The sequence below is a fragment of the Pseudomonas sp. C5pp genome, assembly GCF_000814065.1.
Lineage (GTDB): Bacteria > Pseudomonadota > Gammaproteobacteria > Pseudomonadales > Pseudomonadaceae > Aquipseudomonas > Aquipseudomonas asiatica.
In genome coordinates this window covers 181,040-206,989 of the sequence record NZ_JWLN01000008.1, presented here as the reverse complement: position 1 = coordinate 206,989, position 25,950 = coordinate 181,040, and the positions used below count along the sequence as shown (strand labels likewise).

Here is a 25,950-nt window from a genome sequence, read left to right as displayed (position 1 = left end):
CAGCCCTTTCAACTCTTTCTGAACAACCTAACTTGTTGAATTTCAAGAAGTTTGTCATTCCGATGTCGCTGGAAGTGGGGCGCATTATAAGGGGATTCGAGAGGGCGTCAACCTTTAATTTCAAGAAACTTTAATATCGCCGAAAAGCAAAGCGGGGAGGCCTGTCGACCTCCCCGCTTCTATATAGCTACACCTGCAGACAATCACTCGGCCTTGAGGGTAACCCGAGCAAACGACTTCTTGCCCGCCTGGCACACATGGGTTGCACCCAGCGCAAACACGAAGTCACGATCGACCACCGCGCCATCAACCTTGACCGCACCACCACTCAGCAAATCACGCGCCTGAGCCGAGTTCTTCACCAGGCCAGCCCGGTTCAGCACGGCGGCAATTGGCAGGCTTTCAGCCGCAGCGACTTCGACCTCCGGCAGATCTTCCGGCAACTCGCCCTCCTTCATGCGGTTACCCGCGGCACGGTGAGCATTGGCCGCAGCCTCTTCGCCATGGAAGCGTGCAACGATCTCTTCCGCCAGTTTGATCTTGATGTCGCGCGGATTTGCGCCATTGGCGACGTCGGTACGGAACTGCTCGATCTCTTCCATGGAACGGAAGCTCAGCAGCTCGAAGTAGCGCCACATCAGGGTATCCGGGATCGACACCAATTTGCTGTACATCACCCCCGGCGCTTCCTGGATACCCACATAGTTACCCAGCGACTTGGACATCTTCTTCACGCCGTCAAGCCCTTCGAGCAGCGGCATGGTCACGATGTTCTGCGCCTCCTGGCCATAGGCGCGCTGCAGTTCACGCCCCATCAGCAGGTTGAACTTCTGGTCAGTGCCACCGAGTTCGACATCAGCCTTCAATGCCACCGAGTCATAGCCCTGCACCAGCGGGTACAGGAACTCGTGGATGGCAATAGGCTGGTTGGTGGTGTAGCGCTTGTCGAAGTCATCGCGCTCGAGCATGCGCGCCACGGTGTACTGCGACGCCAGGCGAATGAAGTCGGCCGGGGTCAGCTTGTCCATCCAGGTGGAGTTGAATGCAACCTCGGTCTTGGCCGGATCAAGGATCTTGAACACCTGCTGCTTGTACGTCTCGGCGTTTTCCAGCACCTGCTCGCGGGTCAGCGGCGGGCGCGTGGCGCTCTTGCCGCTCGGGTCGCCGATCATGCCGGTGAAGTCACCGATCAGGAAGATGACCTGATGCCCCAGATCCTGGAACTGGCGCAGCTTGTTGATCAGCACCGTGTGCCCAAGGTGCAGGTCAGGCGCGGTCGGGTCGAAGCCGGCCTTGATGCGCAGAGGTTGGCCGCGCTTGAGCTTCTCCACCAGTTCCGACTCGACCAGTACTTCTTCCGCGCCGCGCTTGATAAGCGCCAGCTGCTCTTCAACCGACTTCATAGACAAACCCGCAAGGCTCAGATTCAGGGGGAGCCAACCATACAAGATCGGCCGTCAATTACAAGTTTCGCAAAGGAATGTGACCCGAGCCCGGGCTTGCGGCGTCTACGCGCCCTTGCGTGAAAATGGTTTTGGTTATATTTTATACAGTTATTTCATCTTCATCATGTCATTCATCTTTTCCATTTCACCTTTTTCAAAGTCACCTTGCCCATGACCAACGAACCGCCTAAAGCGCCCCCGCTTTATCCGAAAAGCCATCTGTTGGCCGCCAGCGGCATAGCCGCCCTGCTCAGCCTGGCCCTGCTGGTGTTTCCTTCCAGCGAAGTGGAAGCCAAGAAAACCACCCTCAACCTCGAGCTGGAGAGCCCTGCCGAGCAGTTGAAGGACGAATCCCGCGCTGCGCCGCTGGTGCAGGCAGAAGGTGAGCAAGGCTCACCATTCGCCCAGATCGAAGAGGCCGCCCCCGAGACGCAGAAGGCCGAGCAGGAAGCCCCTGCGGCCGAACCGGTCGTCGAAGCTGCCAAGCAGCCCAGCCACCGCGAAGTCACCGTGGCCCGTGGCGACACCCTGTCCACACTGTTCGCCAAGGTCGGCCTGCCGAGCAACGCGGTGCACGACGTTCTGGCCAGCAACAAGCAGGCCAAGCAGTTCAGCCAGCTAAAGCATGGCCAGGTGCTGCAGTTCGAGCTCGACAAGGACGGCCAGCTGGCCAGCCTGCACAGCAAGGTCAGCAACCTCGAAACCATTCGCCTGAACAAGACCGACAAGGGCTATACCTTCAACCGCGAGATCAGCAAGCCGGTTGTGCGTACCGCCTACGCCCACGGCGTGATCAAAAGCTCGCTGTCGGCCTCGGCCCAACGTGCCGGCCTGTCCCACAGCATGACCATGGACATGGCTCGCGTGCTGGGTTACGACATCGATTTCGCCCAGGACATCCGCCCGGGCGATGAATTCGATGTGGTTTACGAGCAAAAGGTGATGGACGGCAAGGTCGTCGGTACCGGCAACATCCTCTCCGCGCGCTTCACCAACCGCGGCAAGACCTACACCGCCGTGCGCTATACCAACAAGCAGGGCAACACCAGTTACTACACCGCAGATGGCAACAGCCTGCGCAAGGCATTCATCCGCACCCCGGTCGACTTCGCCCGCATCAGCTCGCGCTTCTCTGCCGGCCGCAAGCATCCGATCCTGAACAAGATCCGTGCCCACAAAGGCGTCGACTACGCCGCCCCACGCGGCACTCCGATCAAGGCAGCCGGTGACGGCCGCATCGAACTGGCCGGGCGCCGCGGTGGTTACGGCAATACCGTGATCATCCAGCACGGCAACCGCTACAAGACGCTGTACGGCCACATGCAGGGCTTTGCCAAGGGCATCAAGACCGGCAGCTCGGTCAAGCAGGGCCAGATCATCGGCTACATCGGCACCACCGGCTTGTCCACCGGACCGCATCTGCACTACGAGTTCCAGGTCAACGGTGTGCACGTTGACCCGCTGAGCCAGAAAGTGCCGATGGCCGACCCGATCGCCAGGAACGAGCGCCAGCGTTTCCTGCAGCAGAGCCAGCCCTTGATCGCCCGCATGGATCAGGAAAAGGCCACCCTGCTCGCAGCGAACAAGCGCTAAGCACATGGCGCTATACCTGGGGGTGATGTCCGGCACCAGCCTTGATGGCCTGGACATTGCCTTGATCGAACAAGGCGAGCAGCTCGAACTGCTCGCCACCCACTACCTGCCCATGCCCGGCGACCTGCGCCAGGAACTGCTGGGCCTTTGCAGCAGCGGCCCTGACGAGATCGCCCGCGCTGCACTGGCGGAAAACCGCTGGGCCAGCCTGGCAGGCGAAGGCATCTGCCAACTGCTGGCCAGGCAAGGACTGCAGGCCGGAGCCATCCGCGCCATCGGCAGCCACGGCCAGACCATCCGCCACGAACCTGCACGCGGTTTTACCGTACAGATCGGCAACCCGGCGCTGCTGGCCGAGCTTACCGGTATCAGCGTGGTCGCCGACTTCCGCCGTCGCGATGTGGCCGCCGGCGGCCAAGGTGCGCCACTGGTGCCGGCCTTCCATGAAACGTTGTTCAGCCATCTGGGCCAGCGCCTGGCAATTCTCAACGTGGGCGGCTTCAGCAACCTCAGCCTGATCGAACACGACAAGCCAGTCCACGGCTTCGACTGCGGCCCGGGCAACGTGCTGCTGGATGCCTGGATCGAACGCAAGCGCGGCCAGGCCTACGATGCGGATGGGGCTTGGGCTGCCTCGGGCTTGGTGCAAGCGGACTTGCTCAGCGCACTGCTGGCCGACCCGTTCTTCGCCGGAATCGGCCCGAAGAGCACCGGTCGCGAAGTATTCAACCTGCCCTGGCTGGAAGGTCACCTGGCCCGCCTGCCCGCTTACCGCGACGAGGACGTACAGGCAACTTTGCTGGAACTGACCGCACGCAGCATCATCGACTCGTTGAGCAACGCCCAGCAAGGCACCGAAGCGCTGCTGGTCTGCGGTGGCGGTGCGCGCAACGGCGCCCTGATGGCACGCCTTGGCCAGTTGCTGCCCGACGCCCGTGTCGCCAGCACCGGCGCCCATGGCGTGGACCCGGACTGGGTCGAAGCAATGGCCTTCGCCTGGCTGGCCCACTGCTGCCTGGAAGGCATCGCTGCCAATCGCCCTAGCGTGACAGCGGCCAAGGGCCTGCGCGTACTCGGCGCAATCTACCCGGCCTGAACGTTACGCCAGAAAGCAAAACGCCGCGCAATTGCGCGGCGTTTTCGTATGGCCAGGCCTCAGATCGAGAACGAGGAGCCGCAACCACAGGTGGTGGCAGCGTTCGGGTTCTTGATCACGAAGCGCGAGCCTTCCAGACCTTCCTGGTAATCCACTTCGGCGCCGGCGAGGTACTGGAAGCTCATTGGGTCGACCACAAGGGAAACACCTTCGCGCTCGACGATGGTGTCGTCTTCGGCCACGTCCTCATCGAAGGTAAAGCCATACTGGAAGCCCGAGCAGCCACCACCGGTGACGAACACGCGCAGCTTCAGACGATCGTTGCCTTCCTCGGAAACCAGGTTCTTCACCTTTTGCGCAGCGCCGTGGGTGAATTCCAAAGCGGTAGGGGTGAAGGTTTCGACGCTCATGTTGATTCTCCCGGCGTGGTAGCCGCCATAAAACTCGATGACGCGCATTATCCGCTTTCCCGAGAAAATCGGTCAAGAATTGTGCGGCTTTAGTCGCGACATACAAAAAGGCCCGCACGACGCGGGCCTTTTCGCAAGCTGGCTGCTTATGGCAGCAGGCCCGCGTGGGACAGGCCCATGCGTTCGTCCAGGCCGAACAGGATGTTGAGGTTCTGCACTGCCTGGCCGGACGCGCCCTTGACCAGGTTGTCGATCACCGACAGCACCACCACCAGGTCACCACCTTGCGGGCGATGAACGGCAATGCGGCAAACGTTGGCACCGCGCACACTGCGGGTTTCCGGATGGCTGCCAGCCGGCATCACGTCGACGAACGGTTCGTTGGCGTAACGCTTCTCGAACAGCGCCTGCAGGTCGACCGAGGTGTCGGCGACGGTAGCGTACAGGGTGGCGTGAATGCCACGGATCATTGGCGTCAGGTGCGGCACGAAAGTCAGGCCGATATCCTTGCCAGCGGCCAGGCGAAGACCTTGGCTGATTTCCGGCAGGTGGCGATGGCCCTTCACTGCGTAGGCTTTCATGCTTTCGCCGGCTTCGCAGAACAGCGAGCCCACCGCCGCACCACGACCAGCGCCGCTGACACCCGACTTGCAGTCGGCGATCAGGCGCGACGGGTCGGCCAGGCCAGCTTCCAGCAGCGGCAGGAAGCCCAGTTGGGTAGCAGTCGGGTAGCAACCCGGCACAGCGATCAGGCGCGCCTGGCGAATCTTCTCGCGGTTGACTTCAGGCAGGCCGTATACCGCGTCCTTGAGAAGCTCTGGCGCACCGTGCGGCTGGCCGTACCACTTGCCCCACTCGGCAGCGTCCTGCAGGCGGAAATCGGCCGACAGGTCGATCACCTTGGTACCGGCCGCCAGCAGTTCGCCAGCCAGGGCGTGGGCAACACCGTGCGGGGTGGCGAAAAACACCACGTCGCAGGCTGCCAGGGTCTTGCTGTCCGGCACGCTGAACGCCAGCCCGTCATAGTGGCCGCGCAGGTTCGGGTACATGTCCGCCACTGCAACGCCCGCCTCGGAGCGCGAAGTGATGACCGCCACTTCGGCCTGTGGATGCTGTGCCAGCAGACGCAACAGTTCGACGCCGGTGTAACCCGTGCCGCCGACGATACCGACCTTGATCATAACGCTTGCCCCTTATCAACGAGCCGTCTGGAAAGCGCACGATAATAGGGGCGCAAGGCGCCTGTAACAACTCTTCGGGTGACCCTTCGGGCGCTTGACCACTACTATCTGACGACCGTGAATACCTGAAGGAACTCCCCCATGCTTTACCTATGGATCAAAGCGCTGCATATCGTCAGCGTGGTCTGCTGGTTCGCCGGCCTGTTCTACCTGCCGCGGCTGTTCGTCTACCACGCCCAAAGCCAGGACAGCATCAGCCAGGAACGCTTCGTGACCATGGAGCGCAAGCTGTTTCGCGGCATCATGAACCCGGCGATGATCGCCACCTACGTGTTCGGCGCGTGGATGCTCTATCTCACGCCCGGCTGGCTCAGCCAGGGCTGGCTGCATGCCAAGCTGACCCTGGTCATCCTGCTGACCGTCTACCATCACATGTGCGGCGCCCAGCGCAAGCGCTTCGCCAGCGGCAGCAACACCCGCAGCCATGTCTACTATCGCTGGTTCAACGAAGTACCCGTATTGTTCCTGCTGGGTATCGTAATTCTGGTGGTGGTCAAACCGTTCTGACATAGCCACCCGCTCAAGGAGCCTTGCCATGTCGCTACCTGCCTCCCTCGAACAACGCCTGCGCCTGCCCGTGGTTGCCGCACCGATGTTCCTGATCTCCAACCCCAGGCTGGTACTGGCCTGCTGCTCCAACGGCGTGGTCGGCAGCTTCCCGGCCCTGAACCAGCGCGACAGCGCCGGCTTCAAGGCCTGGCTGGAGGAAATCGAGGCAGGCCTGGCACTGTTGCAGGCGCCAGCACCCTATGCCGTCAACCTGATCGTCCACCCGACCAACCCGCGCCTGCAGGCCGACCTGGCCTTGTGCGTGGAACATCGCGTACCGATCGTCATCACCAGCCTCGGCGCGGTGAAGGAAGTGGTCGATGCCGTGCATGGCTACGGCGGCCTGGTGTTCCACGATGTCACCACCCGCCGCCATGCCGAGAAAGCCGCCGAAGCCGGCGTCGATGGCCTGATCGCCGTCGCTGCGGGCGCAGGCGGCCATGCTGGCACCTGGAGCCCGTTCGCCCTGGCCGCAGAGATTCGCCAGTTCTTCGACAAGACCCTGCTGCTGGCCGGCTGCCTCAACCACGGCCACGAGATCCTCGCCGCGCAAATGCTGGGTGCGGACCTTGCGTACATGGGCACCCGCTTCATCGCCACCGCAGAAAGCCAGGCCCCGGGCGCCTACAAGCAGATGCTGCTCGATTCCCATGCCGCCGACATCATCCACACCCCAGCGGTGTCCGGCGTCCCTGCCAGCTTCCTGCGCCCGAGCCTGGAGCAAGCTGGCTACGACATGGATACCCTCAAGGGCGGCCACGAGCAAGGCAAGCTCAAGCCGATCGACGATGAAGCCAAGGCCTGGAAGACCGTGTGGTCGGCGGGCCAGGGGGTCGGCGGTATCGACGACCTGCCCAGTGCCAGCGCACTGATCGGACGGCTGCATGACGAGTACCGGGACGCTCTGGAGCGCTGCCAGGCCCTGCGCGCCCGTACCTTGTAGCAAAAGGCAACACCTTGACTGGCCAAGCTGTACACTAGGCGCCCTCTTCAGCCCCCAGGAGCCTTGCATGACCCGTTACGCCATGATCACTGGTGCTTCCAGCGGCCTGGGCCTCGCCCTGGCGGAAGCCCTGGCGCGGCGCGGGCGCAACCTGATCCTGGTGGCTCGCCAGCGTGAAACGCTGGAGCCGGTGGCCATCGAACTGACCCAACGTTTCGGTGTCGAGGTGCTATTCCGCGCCTGCGATCTGAGCCAACCGTTACGCCTGTCAGGCTTCGTGCTTGAACTGGAGGAAGGCGAGCGACGTATAGACCTGCTGGTCAATTGTGCCGGCCTGCGCACCTACGGGCCATTCCTGGCCCATGAGTGGGCGGACGAGCAGGACTTGCTGGAAGTCAACGTGCTGGCCCTGAGCCGCCTGTGCCACGCCATCGGTAACCTGATGGCCGTGCAGGGCGGCGGACAGATCCTCAATGTCGCGGGCCTGGCCGGGGTGGCGCCTGGCCCGTGGATGGCCGCCTATGCCGCTAGCAAGGCCTATGTACTGAGCTTCTCCCAGGCCTTGCGTGAAGAACTCAAGCGCACCGGCATCAAGGTTTCGGTACTGTGCCCAGGCCCGGTGCACTCCTCGCGCCGGCGCATTCCGCGGCTGGATGGCAAGCCACGCTGCCTCAGCCCTGAGGAAGTTGCGCTGTACACGGTGCGCGCGCTGGACAAGAACCGCGCGCTGATCATGCCCGGCCGGCGCAACCGCTGGATGGCGTTCGCCCCGCGTCTGCTGCCGCGCTGGCTGGTGCGCAAGCTGGCCGGTGCCATCCACCACCGCTATTGCCCGGTTGGTATGGAATAGCTACTGGGCGAGCGGCGCCCGGCTGAGTACACTCGGCCCGACCCTCACCATGGAGCAAGTGCTGTGGACGATCTATTCATCAAGATCATCAACCGGGAAATCCCGGCGAAGATCATCTACGAGGACGACCAGGTTCTGGCGTTCCACGATATCGCCCCCCAGGCGCCCGTGCATTTTCTGGTCATCCCGAAAAAGCACATACGCACCCTCAATGACTTGACCGAGGAAGACAAAGGCCTGGCTGGTCACATCTTGTTCACCGCCCAGCGCCTGGCCAAGGAACTTGGCTGCGAAGAAGGCTTCCGCGTAGTCATGAACTGCAACGAGCAAGGCGGCCAGACCGTCTACCACATCCACATGCACGTGCTTGGCCAGCGCCAGATGCACTGGCCACCGGGCTGATCCACGGCAAGCGACCCTGCCACTATTGCGGTAAACTGTCGGGCACATTCTTGCGGAGGTGCCCGATGGCTACCGAACGTCACTACTCGCCGCTCGACCGCTTGTTGCTGCAGGCCGATACCGCCATGCGCACCTTGCTGCCCTTCAGCGGCCAACCCGCCCGCCCTTCGCCGGCCATCGTCCAGCCGGACGTCGACCTTGACGAACAGCAGGCCCGCCATGTTGCCGGGTTGATGCGTATCAACCACACCGGTGAAGTGTGCGCCCAGGCGCTGTACCAGGGCCAGGCCCTGACCGCCAAGCTGCCCGAAGTGCGCAAGGCCATGGAACATGCCGCCGAGGAAGAAGTGGACCACCTGGCCTGGTGCGAACAGCGCATTCGCCAGCTGAACAGCCACCCCAGCGTGCTCAACCCGTTGTTCTACGGCATGTCGTTCGGTATCGGTGCACTCGCCGGGCTGGTCAGCGACAAGGTCAGCCTTGGCTTCGTCGCCGCCACCGAGCATCAGGTGTGCAAGCACCTCGACGAGCACCTGGAGCAGATTCCGCAGGAAGACGAAAAGTCCCGGGCCATCCTCGAACAGATGCGCGTCGACGAGGAACAGCACGCCGAGTCTGCACTGGAAGCCGGCGGTTATCGCTTCCCTGCCCCAGTCCGTTTTGGCATGAGCCTGTTGGCCAAAGTCATGACCAAGAGTACCTACCGTATCTGAAGGCATCACCATGACGGACCGTTTCGACGCCAAGGACCTGGCGCGCGCCGTGCAAGCCGGCATTCTCCAGCCGGGCCAGGACCAGGCCCTGCTGGCGTTCCTGCGCCAGCGACCAGCACAGCGTGGCAGCTTCCAGCTGGCCCATGTCGCGTTCTACTTCGGCGCCATGCTGATCATGGCAGCCATGGGCTGGTTGCTCACCGAAGCCTGGATGCGCATCGGCGACTGGGCGCTGCTGCTCATCGCCAGCCTCTATATTCTGCTGCTCACACTGTTCGCCGTTAACCTGCAACGGCGCGTACAGCCCGTCGCGGCCGGGGTGCTGGCGGCGGTGGCGGTCAGCATCGTGCCGTTGGCGGTGTTCGCCATCGAACGGCTGGCCGGCTGGTGGCCAATGGATGATGCGCAGGCGAACTATCACCAGTACTACACCTACGTGCAGGGCGGCTGGCTGGCAATGGAAGCAGCCACGGTACTTGCCGGGCTGTTGATGCTGAGGCTGATCCCCTACCCGTTTATCGTCATGCCGATTGCCGTCGCCCTGTGGTTCATGTCGATGGACTTGAGCGAATGGTTCTTCGGCTCGCCATTCAGCTGGGAACAGCGCCGCGAGGTTTCGCTGTGGTTCGGTCTGGGCTTGCTGGTGTTTTTTGTTGGTGTGGACGGCCGCACCCGCGAAGACTATGCCCACTGGGGCTACCTGGCCGGGCTGGCGGCATTCTGGGGCGGGCTGACGCTGGTGGACAGCGGCAGTGAGCTGGGCAAGGCCCTGTACTGCCTGATCAATATTGCCCTGATGGGTATGGCGGTGCTGTTGCGCCGGCCGGTGTTCATGGTGTTCGGGGCGTTGGGTGTGGCGGCTTACCTGGGGTACCTGTCGTACGAGGTGTTTGCCGACTCGCTGCTGTTCCCGGTGGTGGTGACCCTGATCGGGCTGGGGGTTATCGGGCTGGGGCTGGTTTACCAGAAGCGGCGGGAGCAGTTGAGCCGGGTGATGCGCGATTGTTTGCCGGGATGGGTGCGGGCTGCGCTGCCGGCGCTTCGCAGCTGAAATTGCCAGGGCCGCTCCGCGCCCCATCGCGACACAAGGCCGCTCCTACAGGTGGTACGCGATCCCTTGTAGGAGCGGCCTTGTGTCGCGATGGGGCGCAAAGCGGCCCCAAAATGTCAGCCTTGACCCAGCTCTACAATCTCGTACCCGTGGGTAATCTCAACCCCGGCACGCTCGAGCATGATCGAAGCCGAGCAATACTTCTCCGCCGACAGCTCTACCGCACGCTTGACCTGGGCCTCCTTCAGCCCACGCCCCTTCACCACGAAGTTCATGTGGATCTTGGTAAACACCTTCGGGTCTTCGCTGGCACGCTCGGCCTCCAGGAACGCCTCGCAGCTTTCCACCGCCTGGCGCGACTTCTTCAGAATGCTGACCACGTCAAAGCTGCTGCAGCCACCCAGGCCCAGCAACAGCATCTCCATCGGGCGCACGCCCAGGTTACGGCCACCGGCCTCGGGCGGGCCGTCCATCACGACGACATGGCCGCTCCCCGATTCGCCGAGGAACATCGCCTCACCGGCCCACTGGATACGTGCCTTCATCTACCCGGACTCCTGATTTACGAAAAAGGGTGTCAGCTTAGACCTTGTACGGCTGTGGGAAAAGTACGAGTCATGTCGGTTTAGTACCGAAACATCCTGTAGTGTCTGATAAGCTGGCGCCAAATGACTGGCGCGCTCCGCCAGCCAACCTTTATAAAAAGCCTATGCGTCATATCGAACAGGATTTCGTGATGGTTGCTTCCGCCCTACCCGCCAAGATCAAGAACATCGAAAAGCTGCTGGTGCACTGCCAGCGCCGTCGCTATACCGCCAAAAGCAACATCATCTGCGCCGGCGACCGGGCCGAGACACTGTCGTTCATCATCAAGGGTTCGGTCACCATCCTAATCGAGGACGATGACGGCCATGAAATGATCATCGCCTACCTCAACAATGGCGACTTCTTCGGCGAGCTGGGCCTGTTCGAACCAGTCGAAGGTGAACAGCAGCGCAGTGCCTGGGTGCGCGCCAAGACCGAATGCGAAGTGGCCGAAATCAGTTATGAGAAATTTCGCGAACTGGCGCGCCAAGACCCGGAAATCCTTTATGCCTTGGGCAGCCAGATGGCCCAGCGCCTGCGCAATACCACGCGCAAGGTCGGCGACCTGGCGTTCTTCGACGTTACCGGGCGTGTCGCCCGCTGCCTGCTGGAACTGTGCAAGCAACCCGACGCCATGACCCACCCCGATGGCATGCAGATCAAGATCACTCGTCAGGAAATCGGCCGCATCGTCGGTTGCTCGCGGGAAATGGTCGGCCGCGTCCTCAAGGATCTTGAAGAACGCAGCCTGGTGCAGGTCAAAGGCAAGACCATGGTGGTCTACGGTACCCGCTAGTCCCTGGGCAGGTCGGCCAGCACCTTGGCATAGGCCTGCGACAGCCGCTCGAACCATGGGGCCGCAGGCGCCACTTCGTGCAGGGCGATGTGCGCATCGGCGCGGCAGCGCTGCTCCAGCTCGCAGCACTCGTTGAAGCGGTTGACCGCAGCCACCATCGAATCACGCTCGTTGTCCAGCAGCAGCGCACCGTGCACCAGCACCACCGGGCGCTTTCCACCCAGCCCCTGGCGCCAGCGCTGGGCGGTGCCCACCAGTTTGCGGCCATTGAGGTTGACGTTGTAGCGGCCATCGCAGAAGGCACCGTCGATTTCGCCCACCGACGCCACCCCGCCCCACTCGCGCAGCACGTCGCATAGCGGCAGGCACAAGCGCTCGTATGCCTTTTCGATACGGCCGTGGTCTCCTTCGCTGCGGGGGGCAACATAGACCAGGGCTACGTTCACCGTGGAGTGTGACTGCGGCACCGGTTCGCCGCCGGTTTCGCGCAGCAGCACCGGCCAGCCGGCAATCGCCAGCTCCGCGCAGGCGGCTTCGAAGTTTTCCAGACGGCTCATGCGCCGGGGCATGACCAGGGCGTGGTCGGTCGGGCGCCAGAACAGCACGCCACTGTCGCACTCCCCGCGACAGACGGCGGCCAGCAATTCCTGTTCGGCGTGCAGGCCTTGTTCTACGGTCAGGGCCAGGGGTTGATCGGTCATTGATCCACCTATGTGTTTTTTTACCGGCCTCTTCGCGGGCTCGCCCGCGAAGGGGCCATTACAGGCATACAAAAAAGCCGGCAATAACGCCGGCTTCATTCGATCAGTCCAGTTGCTGAACAGTCTTCTTCACCTGTTCCGGGAAGAACAACCGCTGCAATTCAAGCCCTGGCTGCTCGGCGCGCATGAATGCCTCACCGACCAGGAACGAGTAGACCTCATTGATCGCCATCAGCTCCACATCGGCTCGGTTCAAGATGCCGCTCTCGGTAATCGCCAGGCGATCACGCGGAATACGCGGCAGCAGGTCGAGGGTGGTTTCCAGGCTGACCTCGAAGGTGTGCAGATTGCGGTTGTTCACCCCCACCAGCGGTGTATCCAGGGTTTTCAACGCGCGCTCCAGTTCATCGCCATCATGCACTTCCACCAGCACGTCGAGGCCAACATCCTTGGCCGTGGCCGCCAGTTCGGCCATCTTCACGTCATCCAGCGCCGACACGATCAGCAGCACACAGTCCGCGCCCAGGGCCCGGGCCTCGACGATCTGGTACGGGTCGACCATGAACTCCTTGCGGATCACCGGCAGCGACACCGCCGCGCGGGCCTGCTGCAGGTACTCGTCGGCGCCCTGGAAGTAGTCCACATCGGTCAGCACCGACAGGCAGGTCGCCCCGCCCTTCTCGTAGCTGACGGCGATTTCCGCCGGCACGAAATTCTCGCGAATCACGCCTTTGCTCGGCGAGGCCTTCTTGATTTCGGCAATCACCGCCGGCTGCTTGCGCGCGGCTTGCTCGATCAGGGCCTTGGCAAAGCCACGCGGGGCGTCGGCAGCCTTGGCCAGGGCCTCCAGTTCGGCGAGGCTGACGCGCGCGCTGCGCTCGGCCACTTCCTGAAACTTGCGGGCAATGATCCTTTCCAGCACCGTCGGCACACTCATGCTTCGTTCTCCACCTTGAATACTGCAGTAAAGGCACCCAGCTCCTGCAGCTTCTCCCAGGCCAGCCCGGTGTGCAGAACGTCGTGGGCCAGTTCCACACCGGCTTTCAGGCTCATGGCATGGTCAGCGGCATACAGCGCCGCGCCGGCATTGAGCACGATCATCTCGGCGGCCTTCTGACCGTTTTCGGTCTTGCGTCGGCCCAGCGCATCGCGGATCAGCTCCAGCGACGCCTGCGGGTTCTCGACGGCCAGGCCGTGCAGGCTCTGGCTCTTCATGCCGAGGTCTTCCGGCTCTACCCAGTATTCTGTGATTTCGCCATTTTTCAGTTCGGCGACGAAGGTCGGTGCAGCCAGGCTGAACTCGTCCAGGCCGTCTTTCGAGTGCACCACCAGCACGTGCTTGCTGCCCAGGCGCTGCAGCACTTCAGCCAACGGGCGGCATAGGGTCTGGGCGAATACCCCGACCACCTGGTGCTTCACCCCGGCCGGATTCGTAAGCGGGCCGAGCATGTTGAACAGGGTGCGCAGCCCCAGGTCGCGACGCGGGCCGGCAGCGTGCTTCATGGCCGAATGATGGCTTTGCGCGAACATGAAGCCGATGCCCAGGCTATCGATGCAGCGGGCCACCTGGGTGGGCGTCAGGTTCAGGTAGATACCGGCGGCCTCCAGCAGGTCGGCACTGCCGCTCTTGCCCGATACCGCGCGGTTGCCATGCTTTGCCACGGTGCAACCTGCCGCCGCCAGTACGAACGACGAGGCGGTGGACACGTTGAAGATGTTGGCGCCATCACCGCCGGTACCGACGATATCGACCACGCCATCGAGGCTCTGCAGTTCGACCTTGTCGGCCAGCTCGCGCATCACCGACACCGCACCGACGATCTCGTCGATGCTTTCGCTCTTCATGCGCATGCCCATCAGGAAGGCGCCGATCTGCGCTTCGCTGCACTGGCCGGTCATGATCTGGCGCATGACGTCGCGCATTTCTTCGGTAGAAAGGTCCAGCTGACCGACGATACGGCTCAACGCACTCTTGATATCCATGTTCGATCCTTAGCGGCGGCCGCCGGTCTGCTTGAGGAAGTTGGCGAACAGTTCGTGGCCCTGTTCGGTCAGGATCGACTCGGGGTGGAACTGCACCCCTTCGATATTCAGCGTCTTGTGGCGCAAGCCCATGATCTCGTCGACCGAACCGTCAGCATGGGCTGTCCAGGCGGTCACTTCCAGGCAGTCGGGCAAGGTTTCGCGCTTTACCACCAGCGAGTGGTAACGGGTCACGGTCAACGGGTTGTTGAGGCCGGCGAACACGCCCAGGTCACGGTGATGTACCGGGCTGGTCTTGCCGTGCATCACCTGGCGGGCACGTACCACATCACCACCAAAGGCCTGGCCGATGGACTGGTGGCCCAGGCATACGCCAAGGATCGGCAGCTTGCCGGCAAAGTGCAGGATGGCCTCGATGGACACGCCCGCCTCGCTCGGCGTGCACGGGCCTGGAGATACGACGATGCGCTCGGGGTTGAGGGCTTCGATCTGGGCGATGGTCATTTCGTCATTGCGAATGACCTTTACCTCGGCACCCAGCTCGCCAAGGTACTGAACGACGTTGTAAGTGAATGAGTCGTAATTGTCGATCATCAGTAACATCGGGTTAAACCTCTTGAATCTACTGACTTCAAAATTCGAACCTTCCTGCTTCTGCCAAAGGCGCAGCTTGACCATTCAGGGGCGGTAGTCAGGAAGGCAAACGGGGGCGGGCCGGACGGGCCGGCAGGGGATAAAGTCAGGCGCGCCAACGCCAACGGGCGTGGGCCTTGATAACGCGCATCAAGAGTTTGCTGACGATCAACACAGGATAGGTCTCGCTCATACGTTCCGGCACAGTAGCCTACCGGGGCGACGGGCGCAATATGCCTGTAAACACGGGGAAACGAATGGACTTGGGAGGGATGCACTGCGATTTGCTAAGGTCGATGGGGTTGTCTTGATAAAAACAAAGAAAAGGATGTTCCCTGATGCGAAAAGCACCGTTATTGCGCTTTACCCTCGCCTCATTGACGTTAGCCTGCAGCCAGGCCTTCGCGACACCCTCGCCCTACTCCAGCATGATCGTGTTTGGCGACAGCCTCAGCGACGCCGGGCAGTTTGGCGGGGTGCGCTTCACCAACCGCGATGCCAATGGCAATTATGCGCCAGTGTCTCCGATGATCCTGGGCGGGCGGCTCGGTGTGAGCCCGACCGAGCTTGGCCCCTCCACCTCCCCGGTCAATCCGGTGCTGGGGCTTCCCGACGGCAACAACTGGGCAGTCGGTGGCTACACCACCCAGCAGATCCTGGACTCGATTACCAGTACCTCCGAAACCGTCATCCCGCCAGGGCGACCCGGCGCCGGGCTGGTACTGCGTGATAAACCGGGCTACCTGGCCAACGGCCTGCGCGCCGACCCCAACGCGTTATATTACCTGACTGGCGGCGGCAATGACTTCCTGCAGGGCCTGGTCAACAGCCCGGCCGATGCCGTGGCCGCCGGCGCCCGCCTGGCCGCCAGCGCCCAGGCCCTGCAGCAAGGCGGCGCCCGCTACATCATGGTCTGGCTGCTGCCCGACCTCGGGCAAACACCGAACTTCAGCGGTACGCCGCAACAAAACCCACTGTCGCTGCTATCCGGCGCGTTCAACCAGTCGCTGCTCAGCCAACTGGGGCAGATCGATGCCGAAATCATTCCGCTGAACATCCCTGTGCTGCTGAGCGAAGCGCTGGCCAGCCCCGAGCAGTTCGGCCTGGCAAGCGGCCAGAATCTGGTCGGCACCTGCTACAGCGGCGAAGGCTGTGTGGAAAATCCGGTGTACGGCATCAACGGCGCCACGCCAGACCCGACCAAGCTGCTGTTCAACGACTCGGTGCACCCGACCATTGCCGGCCAGCAACTGATTGCCGACTACGCCTATTCGATCATCGCCGCCCCCTGGGAACTGACCTTGCTCCCGGAAATGGCCCACGCCAGCCTGCGCGCTCACCAGGACGAACTGCGCAACCAGTGGCAGACACCCTGGCAGGCAGTTGGCCAGTGGCAGGCCTTCGTTGCCACCGGCGCACAGGACCTGGACTTCGACGGCCAGCGCAGCGCGGCCAGCGGCGACGGCCGTGGCTACAACCTGACCCTGGGCGGCAGCTACCGCCTGAACGATGCATGGCGCCTGGGCCTGGCCGGCGGCGTGTACCGGCAGAAGCTGGAAGCCGGCGCACAGGACTCGGACTACAAGCTGGACAGCTACCTTGCCAGCGCCTTCGCCCAATACCGCCAGGACCGCTGGTGGGCCGACGCGGCGCTGACCGCCGGGCACCTGGACTACAGCGACCTCAAGCGCACCTTCGCCCTTGGCGTGAACGACCGCAGCGAAAAGGGCGACACCAATGGCGAGGCCTGGGCGATGTCGGGGCGACTGGGCTACAACCTGGCAGCCGAGAGCAGCAGCTGGCAGCTGGCGCCGTTCATCAGCGCCGACTATGCGCGGGTGAAGGTGGATGGCTATGACGAGAAGAGCGGGCGCTCGACGGCGCTGGGTTTCGATGACCAGGAACGTACATCACGCCGTTTGGGCGTGGGGTTGCTGGGTAGCGTGCAGGTGCTGCCAGGTACTCGGCTGTTCGCCGAGGTGGCGCAGGAGCACGAGTTCGAGGATGACCAGCAGGATGTGACGATGCACCTGACCAGCCTGCCGGCGAACGATTTCACCCTGACGGGGTATACGCCGCACAGCGACCTGACCCGGGCGAGCCTGGGGGTGAGCCATGAAGTGGTGGCGGGGGTGCATTTGCGCGGCAACTATAACTGGCACAAGAGTGATGAATTGACGCAGCAGGGAGTGAGCTTGGGCATCAGCGTCGACTTTTGAATTGATGGGGCCGCTTTGCGGCCCTTCGCGGGCTCGCCCGCTCCCACAGGTATTGCACAGGCCTTGCAGCATGTGATTTCCCTGTGGGAGCGGGCATGCCCGCGAAGGGCTGCAACGCAGCCCCGATCAACTTATTTGGCGGAAGTTTGCTCAGCCAACGCCACCGCGCGGAACATCGCTCGGCGCTTGTTGATGGTCTCTTCCCATTCCAGCGCCGGCACCGAGTCGGCAACGATGCCGCCCCCGGCCTGCACATGCAGCTCACCGTCCTTGATTACCGCGGTACGGATGGCAATGGCGGTATCCATGTTGCCGTTCCATGCGAAGTAACCGACGGCACCACCGTAAACCCCACGTTTGACCGGTTCCAGCTCGTCGATGATTTCCATCGCACGAATTTTCGGCGCACCCGACAGCGTACCGGCCGGCAGTATCGCCCGCAGTGCGTCCATCGCCGTCAGCCCTTCGCGCAGTTGGCCAGTGACGTTGGACACAATGTGCATCACGTTGGAGTAACGCTCGATCACCATCTTCTCGGTCAGGCGCACGCTGCCGGTCGAGGACACGCGCCCGACGTCGTTACGGCCCAGGTCGATGAGCATCAGGTGCTCGGCAATTTCCTTGTCGTCCGACAGCAGGTCGTCTTCCAGCGCGCGGTCAGCCTCTTCGGTAGCACCACGCGGGCGGGTGCCGGCAATCGGGCGTACGGTGACCAGGTTGTCCTCGACGCGTACCAGCACCTCGGGCGAGCTGCCGACCACATGGAAGTCGCCAAAGTTGAAGAAGTACATGTACGGCGTCGGGTTGAAGCAGCGCAGCGCGCGGTACAGGTCGATAGGCGCCGCCTTGAAGTCGATCGACATGCGCTGCGACGGCACCACCTGCATGCAGTCACCAGCCAGGATGTATTCCTTGATGCGGCCGACGGCGTTCTCGTAATCCTCGCGGGTATAGCTGGAGCGGAATTCCGGCTCGGCAGCCTGCGGGCCACTCAGGTCCAGGCCACGGCGTGGAGTGATCGGCTGACGCAGGGTTTCAAGCAGGCCTTGCAGGCGTGCCTGGCCCTGTTCGAAAGCCTGCTCTTCCGCCGGGTCGACCAGCACGATCGCATGCATCTTGCCCGCCAGATTATCGAACACCACCACCGCATCGGACACCATCAGCAGGATATCCGGCACACCCAGCGGGTCCGGGTTGGGGCTGGCACCCAGGCGCTTTTCCACATAGCGCACGCAGTCGTAGCCGAAGTAACCGACCAGGCCGCCGTTGAAGCGCGGCAGGCCAGGGATATCGGCAACCTTGTAACGGTCCTTGAAGGTTTCAACGAAGGCCAGTGGGTCTTCGACATCGTGGCTTTCCACCTCCACGCCATCCTGCAGGATGCTGACGTGGTAGCCGTGCACACGCATCACGGTGCGCGACGGCAGGCCGATCATCGAGTAACGGCCCCATTTCTCGCCGCCCTGCACCGATTCGAGCAGGTACGAGTTGGGCTGGTCGGCCAGTTTCAGGTAGATCGACAGCGGCGTGTCAAAGTCGGCCAGGGTTTCGCAGGCCAGGGGAATGCGGTTGTAGCCGGCAGCGGCCAGGCGCAGGAATTCTTCGCGGGTCATGGGTAGCCTCGTGGCAAGCAGCAATAGGTCAGGCAAACGGACGGGCCGGCACGCGCCGGCAGGCTGAAGTCAGGCGCGCCAACGCCAACGGGCCAGGGCCTTGATGACTTTCATCCAGAATTTGCCGGTAACCGCCACGGTGGACTCTCTGTCTTGTGAGGCTTGAAGGTCCGCCAACGTTATCCCAGTGGCCGGGTCTGCGCAACCGGGCAGCAATGCACGCAGGTCGTCGATCACCAGGCTGGGGGATTCGTCGTGGATCGGCCGGCCATGGTTGTAGCCGTAGGTCAGGCCGACGCACTGCACGCCAGCCGCCTTGGCCGCCAGCACGTCACTGCGTGAATCGCCGACAAACAGCGACTGCTGCGGGGTGACACCGGCCATCTGCATGACGAACAGCAACGCCGCAGGGTCGGGCTTTTTCTGCGGCAGGGTGTCGCCACCGATGATCCAGCGGAAGTAGTTGCCGATCTTCATCTGGTCCAGCAGCGGGCCAACGAAGCGCTCGGGCTTGTTGGTGATCAGAGCCATCTCCACGCCCTGCTTGCGCAGCCAGCGCAGGGTGTCCTGCACACCGGGGTAGACCACGGTCAGTTCGTGGCTTTCGGCATAGGCGTCCATGAACAGCGCCAGCGCCTGGTCGGCCAGCGCATCTTCCACGGCAGCGTGGTCGATGCCGCCGGCCAGCGCCCGGCGCACCAGCACCTGGGCACCGTTGCCCACCCAGCGGCGAACCGCCTCCAGGCCGGCAGGCGGGCGCCCCAGTTCGAGCAGCATGCGGTCCACGGCGGCGGCCAGGTCTGGCACGGAATCGATCAGGGTACCGTCCAGATCGAACATCACCAGCCTGGGCAGCGTCCCGGGGAACAGCTGCTCGAAGCCGCTCATGGGCGGGCCTGAGCCAGTTCGGCGCGCATCCTGGCGATTACTTCCTGGTAGTCCGGGGCATTGAAGATCGCCGAGCCGGCCACGAAAGTGTCGGCGCCAGCGGCAGCGATTTCGCGGATGTTGTTGACGTTGACGCCACCGTCGATTTCCAGGCGGATATCACGGCCGCTGGCGTCGATCAGCGCACGCGCCTCGCGCAGCTTGTCGAGGGTGCCAGGGATGAACTTCTGCCCGCCGAAGCCCGGGTTGACGCTCATCAGCAGCACCATGTCGATCTTGTCCATCACGTACTTCAGGGCATCCAGGCTGGTGGCCGGGTTGAACACTAGGCCGGCCTTGCAGCCACCGTCCTTGATCAGCTGCAGCGAACGGTCGATGTGCTGCGAGGCTTCCGGGTGGAAGGTGATGTAGGTGGCACCAGCTTCGATGAAGTCGCCGATGATGCGGTCGACCGGGCTGACCATCAGGTGCACGTCGATCGGGGCGGTGACGCCGTACTTGCGCAGGGCGGTGCAGACCATCGGGCCGATGGTCAGGTTGGGGACGTAGTGGTTGTCCATCACATCGAAGTGGACGATGTCGGCACCCGCGGCCAATACCTTGTCGACGTCCTCGCCCAGACGGGCGAAATCGGCAGAGAGAATGGAGGGGGCAATAGCGTAGGGCTGCATGGCGCACCTGTTGGCAGAATCACGGTGGCGCGCATTGTAACCCAGGGAAGCGGATGAAGGCTGATTAGCATCAACCTGTACCGGCCTCTTCGCGGCTAAAGCCGCTCCCACAGGGACCGCGCAGGCATCGAAAGGTGCACAAATCCTGTGGGAGCGGCTTTAGCCGCGAAGAGGCCAGCACAAGCAACATACCTTCAACCAGGCTGCTGGGTCCTCAGCTTCTCGCTACGCCCACGCAACCACTCCAGGGTCAGCAGCAACACCACCGAGAAGGCAATCAGCAAGGTCGCCGCCGCGGCAATGGTCGGGCTGAGGTTCTCGCGAATGCCACTGAACATCTGCCGCGGCAGGGTCGCCTGTTCCGGCCCGGCCAGGAACAGGGTTACCACTACTTCGTCAAACGACGTGGCAAAGGCGAACAACGCCCCCGAAATCACCCCGGGCGCGATCAACGGCAGGGTTACCCGGCGGAAAGTCAGCAGTGGCGAGGCGCCCAGGCTGGCTGCCGCACGCACCAGGTTGTAGTTGAAGCCCTGCAAGGTCGCCGACACGGTAATGATCACGAACGGCACGCCGAGTACCGCATGCACCAGAATCAGCGAGGTGAAACTGTTGCCCATGCCCAACGGGGCAAAGAACAGATAGCTGGCCACACCGATGATCACCACCGGCACCACCATCGGCGAAATCACCAGCGCCATCACCAGCGACTTGCCCGGAAAGTCGCCACGGGTCAGGCCGATGGCCGCCAGGGTGCCGAACACCATGGCCAGCACCGTGGCTGCCGGGGCGACGATGATGCTGTTCTTCAAGGCCCGCATCCACTCGGCCGAGCCGAAGAAGTCCTGGTACCACTGCAGCGAGAAGCCCTGCAGCGGGTACACCAGGAAACTGCCACTGTTGAACGACAGCGGCACAATCACCAGGACCGGCAGTATGAGGAACAGCAGGATCAAGCCGCAAAGAATGCGCAGGCTGTAGAACCACACCCGCTCCACGGGCGACATGTAAGGGCTCAGCATGACAAGGCTCCTCAGCTCAGGCGCAGGCGGCTGGCGCCGACCAGCCAGCTATAGATCAGGTACAACAGCACGGTCGCCAGCAGCAACAGCCCGCCAAGCGCGGTGGCCATGCCCCAGTTGATGCTGGTGTTGGTGTAGAAGGCCACGAAGTAGCTGACCATCTGGTCATTCGGGCTGCCCAGCAGTGCCGGGGTGATGTAGTAGCCGATGGCCAGAATGAACACCAGCAGGCAACCAGCGCCAACCCCGGCATAGGTCTGCGGGAAGTAGACCCGCCAGAAACTGGCGAACGGGTGGCAGCCCAGCGAGATCGCCGCACGCATGTAGCTCGGCGAAATGCCCTTCATCACGCTGTACAGCGGCAGGATCATGAAAGGCAACAGGATGTGCACCATCGAGATGTACACGCCGGTGCGGTTGAACACCAGTTCCAGCGGCTGGTCGATGATGCCCATGGCCATCAGCGCGCTGTTGATCAGGCCGCCCGACTGCAGCAGCACGATCCACGCCGCCACCCGCACCAGGATCGAGGTCCAGAACGGCAGCAGCACCAGAATCATCAGCAGGTTGCTCTGCCGGGTCGGCAGGTTGGCCAGCAGGTACGCCAGCGGGTAGGCCAGCACCAGGCAGATTGCGGTAATCACCACACCCATCCACAGGGTGCGGGCGAAGATGTCCAGGTAAATGGCCTGGTCCGGGGTGGCCTTGGCCAGTTCGCCAAGGTCATCGATACGGTGGTCGAGCGAAGCCAGCAGGTAGAAAGAGGTGACCGTACTGGTGTTGCGGCGGATTGCCTGCCAGTAGGCCGGGTCGCCCCAACGCTCGTCGAGAGCCTGCAAGGCATCTTTATACGAAGCGGGTTCGCTCTTGAACGGCAGCGCCCGCGCGGTCTTTGCCAACAGGCTGCGGTAACCGGCAAGCTCCATGTTCAGGCGCTTGGAAAGGTCGCCCAAGGTCTGGTTCTTGCGCGATTCGGCCAAATCCTGGCTCAACGCCTTGTAAACGTCCTCGCCCGGCAGGCTCTTGCCATCCCACTGGGTGATGACGCCAACGGTGCGCGGCAAGCCGCCAACCACTTCCGGGTTGCCGACGCTCTTGTACAGCAGCGCCGCAATAGGCACCAGGAACACCAGCAGGAGAAACAGCGCCAGCGGCGCGATCAACGCCTGCGCCTTCCAGCGGTTGACCCGCTCGGCATGCTTGAGGCGCTGCTTGAGACTTGGACCTGCGCCTTCTTTGAGGGGCACTGCAATGGCCATGGCGAACTCCGCGATACGAACTGAAAATGGGGCTGCTGCGCAGCCCATCGCAGGCAAGCCAGCTCCTACAGATACTGCGCTGGCTCCAGGGCAGCGGCCCCCTGTGGGAGCTGGCTTGCCGGCGATGGGCCACAAAGCGGCCCCCTACACTGGTCGTTTACTTCTTCGCCGCCCAGGCGTTGAAGCGCTGCTCCAGCTGCTCGCTGTTGTCGGCCCAGAAGGCCACATCGATCTGCACCTGGTTGGCGATGTTTTCAGGCGTGGTCGGCATGTCCTTCTTCACATCGTCCGACAACAGGCTCACGGCCTTGGAATTGGCCGGGCCATAGGCGATGTTCTCGGAGTAGGTCTTCTGCTGCTCGGGCTGCACGCTGAAGGCGATGAATTTCTTCGCTTCCTCGACATCCTTGGCACCTTTCGGGATGGCCCAGGCATCGAAGTCGTAGATGCCGCCGTTCCACACCACCTTCAGGTTGCTCTCTTTCTGCACCGCAGCGATGCGGCCGTTGTAGGCAGAGCTCATGACCACGTCACCCGAGGCCAGGTACTGCGGCGGCTGGGCGCCGGCTTCCCACCACTGGATGCTTGGCTTGAGTTCGTCGAGCTTCTTGAAGGCGCGGTCCACGCCCTCTTTGGTGCCCAGCACCTGGTACACATCCTTCGGTGCCACACCGTCGGCCATCAAGGCGAATTCAAGGGTGTACTTGGCGCCCTTGCGCAGGCCGCGCTTACCCGGGAATTTCTTGGTATCCCAGAAATCGGCCCAGCTGGTCGGTGCGGTCTTCAGCTTGTCGGCGTTGTAGGCCAGCACCGTGGACCATACGAAGAAGCCAACGCCACATGGCTGAATGGCACCCGGCACATAGTCGGCCTCATTACCGAACAGGGCCGGGTCGAGTTCTTCGAACATGCCCTCGTCACAGCCGCGGGCCAACTCTGGCGACTCCACTTCCACCAGGTTCCACGAAACGCTCTTGGTGTCGACCATGGCTTTGACCTTGGCCATCTCGCCGTTGTACTCGCCTGCGATGATCTTGCCCTTGCCGGCCTTCTCCCACGGTTCGTAGAACGCCTTCACCTGGGCCGCCTTGTTGGCACCACCAAACGAGACAACAGTCAGGTCTGCGGCCATGGCCTGGCCAGCGGCGAACAGCCCCAGGGCCAGGGCGGTCAGTTTCAACTGCTTGCGCATTATTATTCTCTCCACAGTACAGGGTTGGTGAAGCAATCCATCAATGGGCTTCGGCAATCGGATCGAGCGCGCGGGCGTGCTCCACCTCCCAGCCCAGCGGTACCACATCGCCCACGGCCAGGGCCGGGTCGAGCTCGGCAATCGGCTGTTTCACGAAGAAGTCGCCCTTGCCGCAAACTTCCAGGCGCACCCGCACGTGGTCGCCCAGGTAAATGAATTCCGCCACCCGGCCCGAGAAACGGTTAACACAGCTTTCGCTGTGGCCATTCAGGCGCACGCGCTCCGGGCGGATCGACAGGGTCACCGGCTCGCCGGCCTGGCCGACATTCACCGCCAGCGCCTCGACCCGCTCGCCACGCGGCAACTGCACCTGGCAGCGCTTGCCATCACTGGCCAGCAAGGTGCCGTTGATGCGGTTGTTCTCGCCGATGAAGTTGGCGACGAAGGTGTTGCAGGGTTCTTCGTACAGCGTGCGCGGGTCGGCGATCTGCTGGATTTCGCCCTGATGGAACACGGCCACCCGGTCGGACATGGTCAGCGCTTCGCCCTGGTCGTGGGTCACATACACCACGGTCACGCCCAGGCGCTGGTGGATATGCTTGATCTCCATCTGCATGTGCTCGCGCAGCTGCTTGTCCAGCGCGCCCAGCGGTTCATCCATCAGAACCAGCTGCGGCTCGAACACCAGTGCCCGGGCCAGGGCCACACGCTGTTGCTGGCCACCGGACAGCTGGCCGGGGTAGCGTTTGGCGAAGGCATCGAGCTGGACCATGTTCAGCACCCGCTTTACCCGCTCGCTGATGTCGGTCTTGCTCAGGTTGCGCACGGTCAGCGGGAACGCCAGGTTCTCAGCCACGGTCATGTGCGGGAACAGCGCGTAGTTCTGGAACACCATGCCGATGTCGCGCTTGTGCGGCGGCACGTTGTTGATCGAACGCCCGGCCAGCTGGATTTCACCAGCGGTGGGGGTTTCGAAGCCGGCCAGCATCATCAGGCTGGTGGTCTTGCCCGAGCCGGACGGGCCAAGCAGGGTAAGGAACTCGCCCTTGCGAATATCCAGATTGAGGTCTTTGACGATCAGCGACTCGCCGTCGTAGCTCTTCTGCACACCACGGAAGCTGACCAGCGTTTCGCTGGTTGCAGCGTTCGACTTCGCCTCGCTCATGCCTGCACCTTCTTGTTGGATGACTGCGTAGGCATAGACTAGACAAGCGGCAAGCGCCGGAAAATCGGGGGTGCTGAGAGAATGCCATCATCCGGATGGAAGATTTGTTGTAGGGATTCCCCTACAAAGATGGCGGGTTTGGAATATTTCTCTCAGCCCTCCGGCACGCCCCTGTGGGAGCGGGTTCACCCGCGAAGAGGCCGGCCCAGGCACCGCAGATGGCAGGTCAGGCCCTTTCGCGGGTAAACCCGCTCCCACAGGGATTCGCTACAGGACGCAGGAAGCGCATGTCGCAATCAGACCAGCTTGTGCTCCATGGCGTACTTCACCAGCTCAGCCAGCGAATTCACTTTCAGCTTCTGCATCAGGCGCGCCTTGTGGGTGCTGATGGTCTTGCTCGACAGCGCCAACTGCTGGGCGATATCGTTGACGTTGGCGCCCTGGGCCAGGCGTTCAAACACCGAAAACTCTCGCTCCGACAGCAGGGTGTGCAGCGGCCGCGACTCGGTCAGGCCCACCTCGAAGACCATGCGGTCGGCCAGCGCCGGGTCGATATAGCGCCCGCCAGCGGCAACCCGGCGAATCGCGGTCAGCAACAACGCTGGGTCGCTGTCCTTGGTGGCATAGCCCGCCGCTCCGGCCTTCAGCGCCCGCGCCGCCATCTGCGCTTCATCGTGCATCGACAGCATCAGGATCGCCGGGGCGTCCTGCAACGCGCGGATTCGCGGAATCGCCTCCAGGCCATTCACGCCCGGCATCGAGATATCCAGCAGTACCACCTCGCACGGGGTGTGGCGCAAGGTTTCCAGCAACTGCTCGCCGTTACCGGCCTCCCCCGCCACCTGCATGTCCTTGGCCAGGCCAATCAACTGCTTGATGCCCTCACGGACAATGGTGTGGTCTTCGGCCACCAGCACTCGAATCACGATC

26 protein-coding genes are annotated in these 25,950 nt (G+C 62.8%); 10 read left to right on the top strand and 16 right to left on the bottom strand.

Features of this window, described 5'->3' with window-relative positions:
* Nucleotides 1-203 precede the first annotated feature (203 nt).
* Complete coding sequence (tyrS, locus tag RR51_RS09090) at nt 204-1,403, bottom strand: tyrosine--tRNA ligase (RefSeq protein WP_013970622.1); 1,200 nt, start codon at nt 1,401-1,403, stop codon at nt 204-206.
* 213 nt (nt 1,404-1,616) lie between these two features.
* Here tyrS and RR51_RS09085 point away from each other — a divergent pair, with 213 nt between their 5' ends.
* Both RR51_RS09085 and RR51_RS09080 read left to right on the top strand, forming a co-directional pair.
* Complete coding sequence (locus RR51_RS09085; RefSeq protein WP_039613265.1) at nt 1,617-3,038, top strand: peptidoglycan DD-metalloendopeptidase family protein; 1,422 nt, start codon at nt 1,617-1,619, stop codon at nt 3,036-3,038.
* Between the two features lie 4 nt (nt 3,039-3,042).
* On the top strand, nt 3,043-4,134 hold the full coding sequence (locus RR51_RS09080; RefSeq protein ID WP_039613264.1) for an anhydro-N-acetylmuramic acid kinase: 1,092 nt from the start codon (nt 3,043-3,045) through the stop codon (nt 4,132-4,134).
* A 59-nt stretch (nt 4,135-4,193) separates the two neighbouring features.
* Here RR51_RS09080 and erpA read toward each other — a convergent pair whose 3' ends face one another.
* Nucleotides 4,194-4,544, bottom strand: coding sequence for an iron-sulfur cluster insertion protein ErpA (erpA, locus tag RR51_RS09075; RefSeq protein WP_015268740.1), 351 nt, complete (start codon nt 4,542-4,544; stop codon nt 4,194-4,196).
* A 146-nt stretch (nt 4,545-4,690) separates the two neighbouring features.
* Entirely contained in the window at nt 4,691-5,725 is a 1,035-nt protein-coding gene (gene argC, locus RR51_RS09070) for an N-acetyl-gamma-glutamyl-phosphate reductase (RefSeq protein ID WP_013970618.1), read from the bottom strand.
* A gap of 141 nt (nt 5,726-5,866) precedes the next feature.
* On the opposite strand from argC, the gene hemJ reads away from it, so the two are divergent.
* The 6 genes from hemJ to RR51_RS09040 all read left to right on the top strand — a co-directional run bounded on the left by hemJ (nt 5,867) and on the right by RR51_RS09040 (nt 10,293).
* Complete coding sequence (hemJ, locus tag RR51_RS09065; RefSeq protein ID WP_003258833.1) at nt 5,867-6,292, top strand: protoporphyrinogen oxidase HemJ; 426 nt, start codon at nt 5,867-5,869, stop codon at nt 6,290-6,292.
* Nucleotides 6,293-6,320: 28 nt separating this feature from the next.
* Nucleotides 6,321-7,277, top strand: coding sequence for an NAD(P)H-dependent flavin oxidoreductase (locus RR51_RS09060; protein ID WP_039613263.1), 957 nt, complete (start codon nt 6,321-6,323; stop codon nt 7,275-7,277).
* A 67-nt stretch (nt 7,278-7,344) separates the two neighbouring features.
* Nucleotides 7,345-8,127 (top strand): SDR family NAD(P)-dependent oxidoreductase, encoded by a 783-nt coding sequence (locus RR51_RS09055; RefSeq protein ID WP_039613262.1) that lies wholly within the window; start codon nt 7,345-7,347, stop codon nt 8,125-8,127.
* Nucleotides 8,128-8,190: 63 nt separating this feature from the next.
* Complete coding sequence (locus RR51_RS09050; RefSeq protein WP_013970615.1) at nt 8,191-8,529, top strand: histidine triad nucleotide-binding protein; 339 nt, start codon at nt 8,191-8,193, stop codon at nt 8,527-8,529.
* Nucleotides 8,530-8,594: 65 nt separating this feature from the next.
* Complete coding sequence (gene coq7, locus RR51_RS09045; protein ID WP_003258825.1) at nt 8,595-9,242, top strand: 2-polyprenyl-3-methyl-6-methoxy-1,4-benzoquinone monooxygenase; 648 nt, start codon at nt 8,595-8,597, stop codon at nt 9,240-9,242.
* Between the two features lie 10 nt (nt 9,243-9,252).
* Complete coding sequence (locus RR51_RS09040; RefSeq protein ID WP_039613261.1) at nt 9,253-10,293, top strand: hypothetical protein; 1,041 nt, start codon at nt 9,253-9,255, stop codon at nt 10,291-10,293.
* Between the two features lie 116 nt (nt 10,294-10,409).
* On the opposite strand, the gene RR51_RS09035 is transcribed toward RR51_RS09040, so the two are convergent.
* Complete coding sequence (locus RR51_RS09035; protein ID WP_025337475.1) at nt 10,410-10,838, bottom strand: OsmC family protein; 429 nt, start codon at nt 10,836-10,838, stop codon at nt 10,410-10,412.
* A 191-nt stretch (nt 10,839-11,029) separates the two neighbouring features.
* On the opposite strand from RR51_RS09035, the gene crp reads away from it, so the two are divergent.
* Nucleotides 11,030-11,674 carry a cAMP-activated global transcriptional regulator CRP gene (gene crp, locus RR51_RS09030; protein ID WP_039613260.1) on the top strand — a complete coding sequence of 215 codons (645 nt, stop codon included), beginning with the start codon at nt 11,030-11,032 and terminating at the stop codon, nt 11,672-11,674.
* Here crp and RR51_RS09025 read toward each other — a convergent pair.
* The 4 genes from RR51_RS09025 to RR51_RS09010 form a co-directional block, all read right to left on the bottom strand.
* On the bottom strand, nt 11,671-12,375 hold the full coding sequence (locus RR51_RS09025; RefSeq protein ID WP_039613259.1) for a lipoate--protein ligase family protein: 705 nt from the start codon (nt 12,373-12,375) through the stop codon (nt 11,671-11,673). The two genes, crp and RR51_RS09025, sit on opposite strands and share 4 nt — an antisense overlap.
* Before the next feature lie 103 nt (nt 12,376-12,478).
* Complete coding sequence (trpC, locus tag RR51_RS09020; RefSeq protein ID WP_039613258.1) at nt 12,479-13,312, bottom strand: indole-3-glycerol phosphate synthase TrpC; 834 nt, start codon at nt 13,310-13,312, stop codon at nt 12,479-12,481.
* Nucleotides 13,309-14,358: an anthranilate phosphoribosyltransferase gene (gene trpD, locus RR51_RS09015; RefSeq protein WP_013970609.1), complete on the bottom strand. Its 1,050-nt coding sequence runs from the start codon at nt 14,356-14,358 to the stop codon at nt 13,309-13,311. The genes trpC and trpD overlap by 4 nt, the downstream gene beginning before the upstream one ends.
* A 9-nt stretch (nt 14,359-14,367) precedes the next feature.
* The gene (locus RR51_RS09010) at nt 14,368-14,961 is read right to left on the bottom strand and encodes an aminodeoxychorismate/anthranilate synthase component II (protein WP_039613257.1); all 594 of its coding nucleotides are present in this window, start codon (nt 14,959-14,961) and stop codon (nt 14,368-14,370) included.
* 368 nt (nt 14,962-15,329) lie between these two features.
* Between RR51_RS09010 and estP the strand changes: the two genes are divergently transcribed.
* Entirely contained in the window at nt 15,330-17,210 is a 1,881-nt protein-coding gene (estP, locus tag RR51_RS09005; RefSeq protein ID WP_039613256.1) for an esterase EstP, read from the top strand.
* A 131-nt stretch (nt 17,211-17,341) separates the two neighbouring features.
* Here the strand turns inward: estP and trpE are convergent, their stop codons facing one another.
* The 8 genes from trpE to RR51_RS08965 form a co-directional block, all read right to left on the bottom strand.
* The gene (trpE, locus tag RR51_RS09000; protein ID WP_013970606.1) at nt 17,342-18,823 is read right to left on the bottom strand and encodes an anthranilate synthase component I; all 1,482 of its coding nucleotides are present in this window, start codon (nt 18,821-18,823) and stop codon (nt 17,342-17,344) included.
* Between the two features lie 69 nt (nt 18,824-18,892).
* Nucleotides 18,893-19,711, bottom strand: coding sequence for a phosphoglycolate phosphatase (locus RR51_RS08995; protein ID WP_039613255.1), 819 nt, complete (start codon nt 19,709-19,711; stop codon nt 18,893-18,895).
* A complete protein-coding gene (rpe, locus tag RR51_RS08990) occupies nt 19,708-20,382 on the bottom strand; it encodes a ribulose-phosphate 3-epimerase (protein ID WP_003260678.1) in 675 nt (224 codons plus the stop codon). The genes RR51_RS08995 and rpe overlap by 4 nt, the downstream gene beginning before the upstream one ends.
* Before the next feature lie 194 nt (nt 20,383-20,576).
* Nucleotides 20,577-21,404 (bottom strand): ABC transporter permease, encoded by an 828-nt coding sequence (locus RR51_RS08985; protein WP_013970603.1) that lies wholly within the window; start codon nt 21,402-21,404, stop codon nt 20,577-20,579.
* Nucleotides 21,405-21,415: 11 nt separating this feature from the next.
* Nucleotides 21,416-22,663 (bottom strand): ABC transporter permease, encoded by a 1,248-nt coding sequence (locus RR51_RS08980; protein WP_013970602.1) that lies wholly within the window; start codon nt 22,661-22,663, stop codon nt 21,416-21,418.
* Between the two features lie 157 nt (nt 22,664-22,820).
* Entirely contained in the window at nt 22,821-23,855 is a 1,035-nt protein-coding gene (locus RR51_RS08975) for an ABC transporter substrate-binding protein (RefSeq protein ID WP_039613254.1), read from the bottom strand.
* Between the two features lie 40 nt (nt 23,856-23,895).
* The gene (locus RR51_RS08970; RefSeq protein WP_012270208.1) at nt 23,896-25,020 is read right to left on the bottom strand and encodes an ABC transporter ATP-binding protein; all 1,125 of its coding nucleotides are present in this window, start codon (nt 25,018-25,020) and stop codon (nt 23,896-23,898) included.
* 296 nt (nt 25,021-25,316) lie between these two features.
* Nucleotides 25,317-25,949 (bottom strand): response regulator, encoded by a 633-nt coding sequence (locus RR51_RS08965; protein ID WP_169774891.1) that lies wholly within the window; start codon nt 25,947-25,949, stop codon nt 25,317-25,319.
* Nucleotide 25,950 lies beyond the last annotated feature (1 nt).

Bases quoted from the DNA above. Each gene is read 5' to 3' on its own strand.
- trpD (WP_013970609.1), bottom strand. From the start codon at position 14,358: ATGGATATCAAGAGTGCGTTGAGCCGTATCGTCGGTCAGCTGGACCTT.
- RR51_RS09040 (WP_039613261.1), top strand. From the start codon at position 9,253: ATGACGGACCGTTTCGACGCCAAGGACCTGGCGCGCGCCGTGCAAGCC.
- RR51_RS08995 (WP_039613255.1), bottom strand. From the start codon at position 19,711: ATGAGCGGCTTCGAGCAGCTGTTCCCCGGGACGCTGCCCAGGCTGGTG.
- rpe (WP_003260678.1), bottom strand. From the start codon at position 20,382: ATGCAGCCCTACGCTATTGCCCCCTCCATTCTCTCTGCCGATTTCGCC.
- argC (WP_013970618.1), bottom strand. From the start codon at position 5,725: ATGATCAAGGTCGGTATCGTCGGCGGCACGGGTTACACCGGCGTCGAA.
- RR51_RS09025 (WP_039613259.1), bottom strand. From the start codon at position 12,375: ATGACCGATCAACCCCTGGCCCTGACCGTAGAACAAGGCCTGCACGCC.
- trpE (WP_013970606.1), bottom strand. From the start codon at position 18,823: ATGACCCGCGAAGAATTCCTGCGCCTGGCCGCTGCCGGCTACAACCGC.
- RR51_RS09010 (WP_039613257.1), bottom strand. From the start codon at position 14,961: ATGTTACTGATGATCGACAATTACGACTCATTCACTTACAACGTCGTT.
- crp (WP_039613260.1), top strand. From the start codon at position 11,030: ATGGTTGCTTCCGCCCTACCCGCCAAGATCAAGAACATCGAAAAGCTG.
- RR51_RS08985 (WP_013970603.1), bottom strand. From the start codon at position 21,404: ATGCTGAGCCCTTACATGTCGCCCGTGGAGCGGGTGTGGTTCTACAGC.
- erpA (WP_015268740.1), bottom strand. From the start codon at position 4,544: ATGAGCGTCGAAACCTTCACCCCTACCGCTTTGGAATTCACCCACGGC.
- hemJ (WP_003258833.1), top strand. From the start codon at position 5,867: ATGCTTTACCTATGGATCAAAGCGCTGCATATCGTCAGCGTGGTCTGC.
- RR51_RS09080 (WP_039613264.1), top strand. From the start codon at position 3,043: ATGGCGCTATACCTGGGGGTGATGTCCGGCACCAGCCTTGATGGCCTG.
- coq7 (WP_003258825.1), top strand. From the start codon at position 8,595: ATGGCTACCGAACGTCACTACTCGCCGCTCGACCGCTTGTTGCTGCAG.
- RR51_RS09060 (WP_039613263.1), top strand. From the start codon at position 6,321: ATGTCGCTACCTGCCTCCCTCGAACAACGCCTGCGCCTGCCCGTGGTT.
- RR51_RS08970 (WP_012270208.1), bottom strand. From the start codon at position 25,020: ATGAGCGAGGCGAAGTCGAACGCTGCAACCAGCGAAACGCTGGTCAGC.
- tyrS (WP_013970622.1), bottom strand. From the start codon at position 1,403: ATGAAGTCGGTTGAAGAGCAGCTGGCGCTTATCAAGCGCGGCGCGGAA.
- RR51_RS09055 (WP_039613262.1), top strand. From the start codon at position 7,345: ATGACCCGTTACGCCATGATCACTGGTGCTTCCAGCGGCCTGGGCCTC.
- RR51_RS09085 (WP_039613265.1), top strand. From the start codon at position 1,617: ATGACCAACGAACCGCCTAAAGCGCCCCCGCTTTATCCGAAAAGCCAT.
- trpC (WP_039613258.1), bottom strand. From the start codon at position 13,312: ATGAGTGTGCCGACGGTGCTGGAAAGGATCATTGCCCGCAAGTTTCAG.
- RR51_RS08980 (WP_013970602.1), bottom strand. From the start codon at position 22,663: ATGGCCATTGCAGTGCCCCTCAAAGAAGGCGCAGGTCCAAGTCTCAAG.
- RR51_RS09035 (WP_025337475.1), bottom strand. From the start codon at position 10,838: ATGAAGGCACGTATCCAGTGGGCCGGTGAGGCGATGTTCCTCGGCGAA.
- RR51_RS08975 (WP_039613254.1), bottom strand. From the start codon at position 23,855: ATGCGCAAGCAGTTGAAACTGACCGCCCTGGCCCTGGGGCTGTTCGCC.
- estP (WP_039613256.1), top strand. From the start codon at position 15,330: ATGCGAAAAGCACCGTTATTGCGCTTTACCCTCGCCTCATTGACGTTA.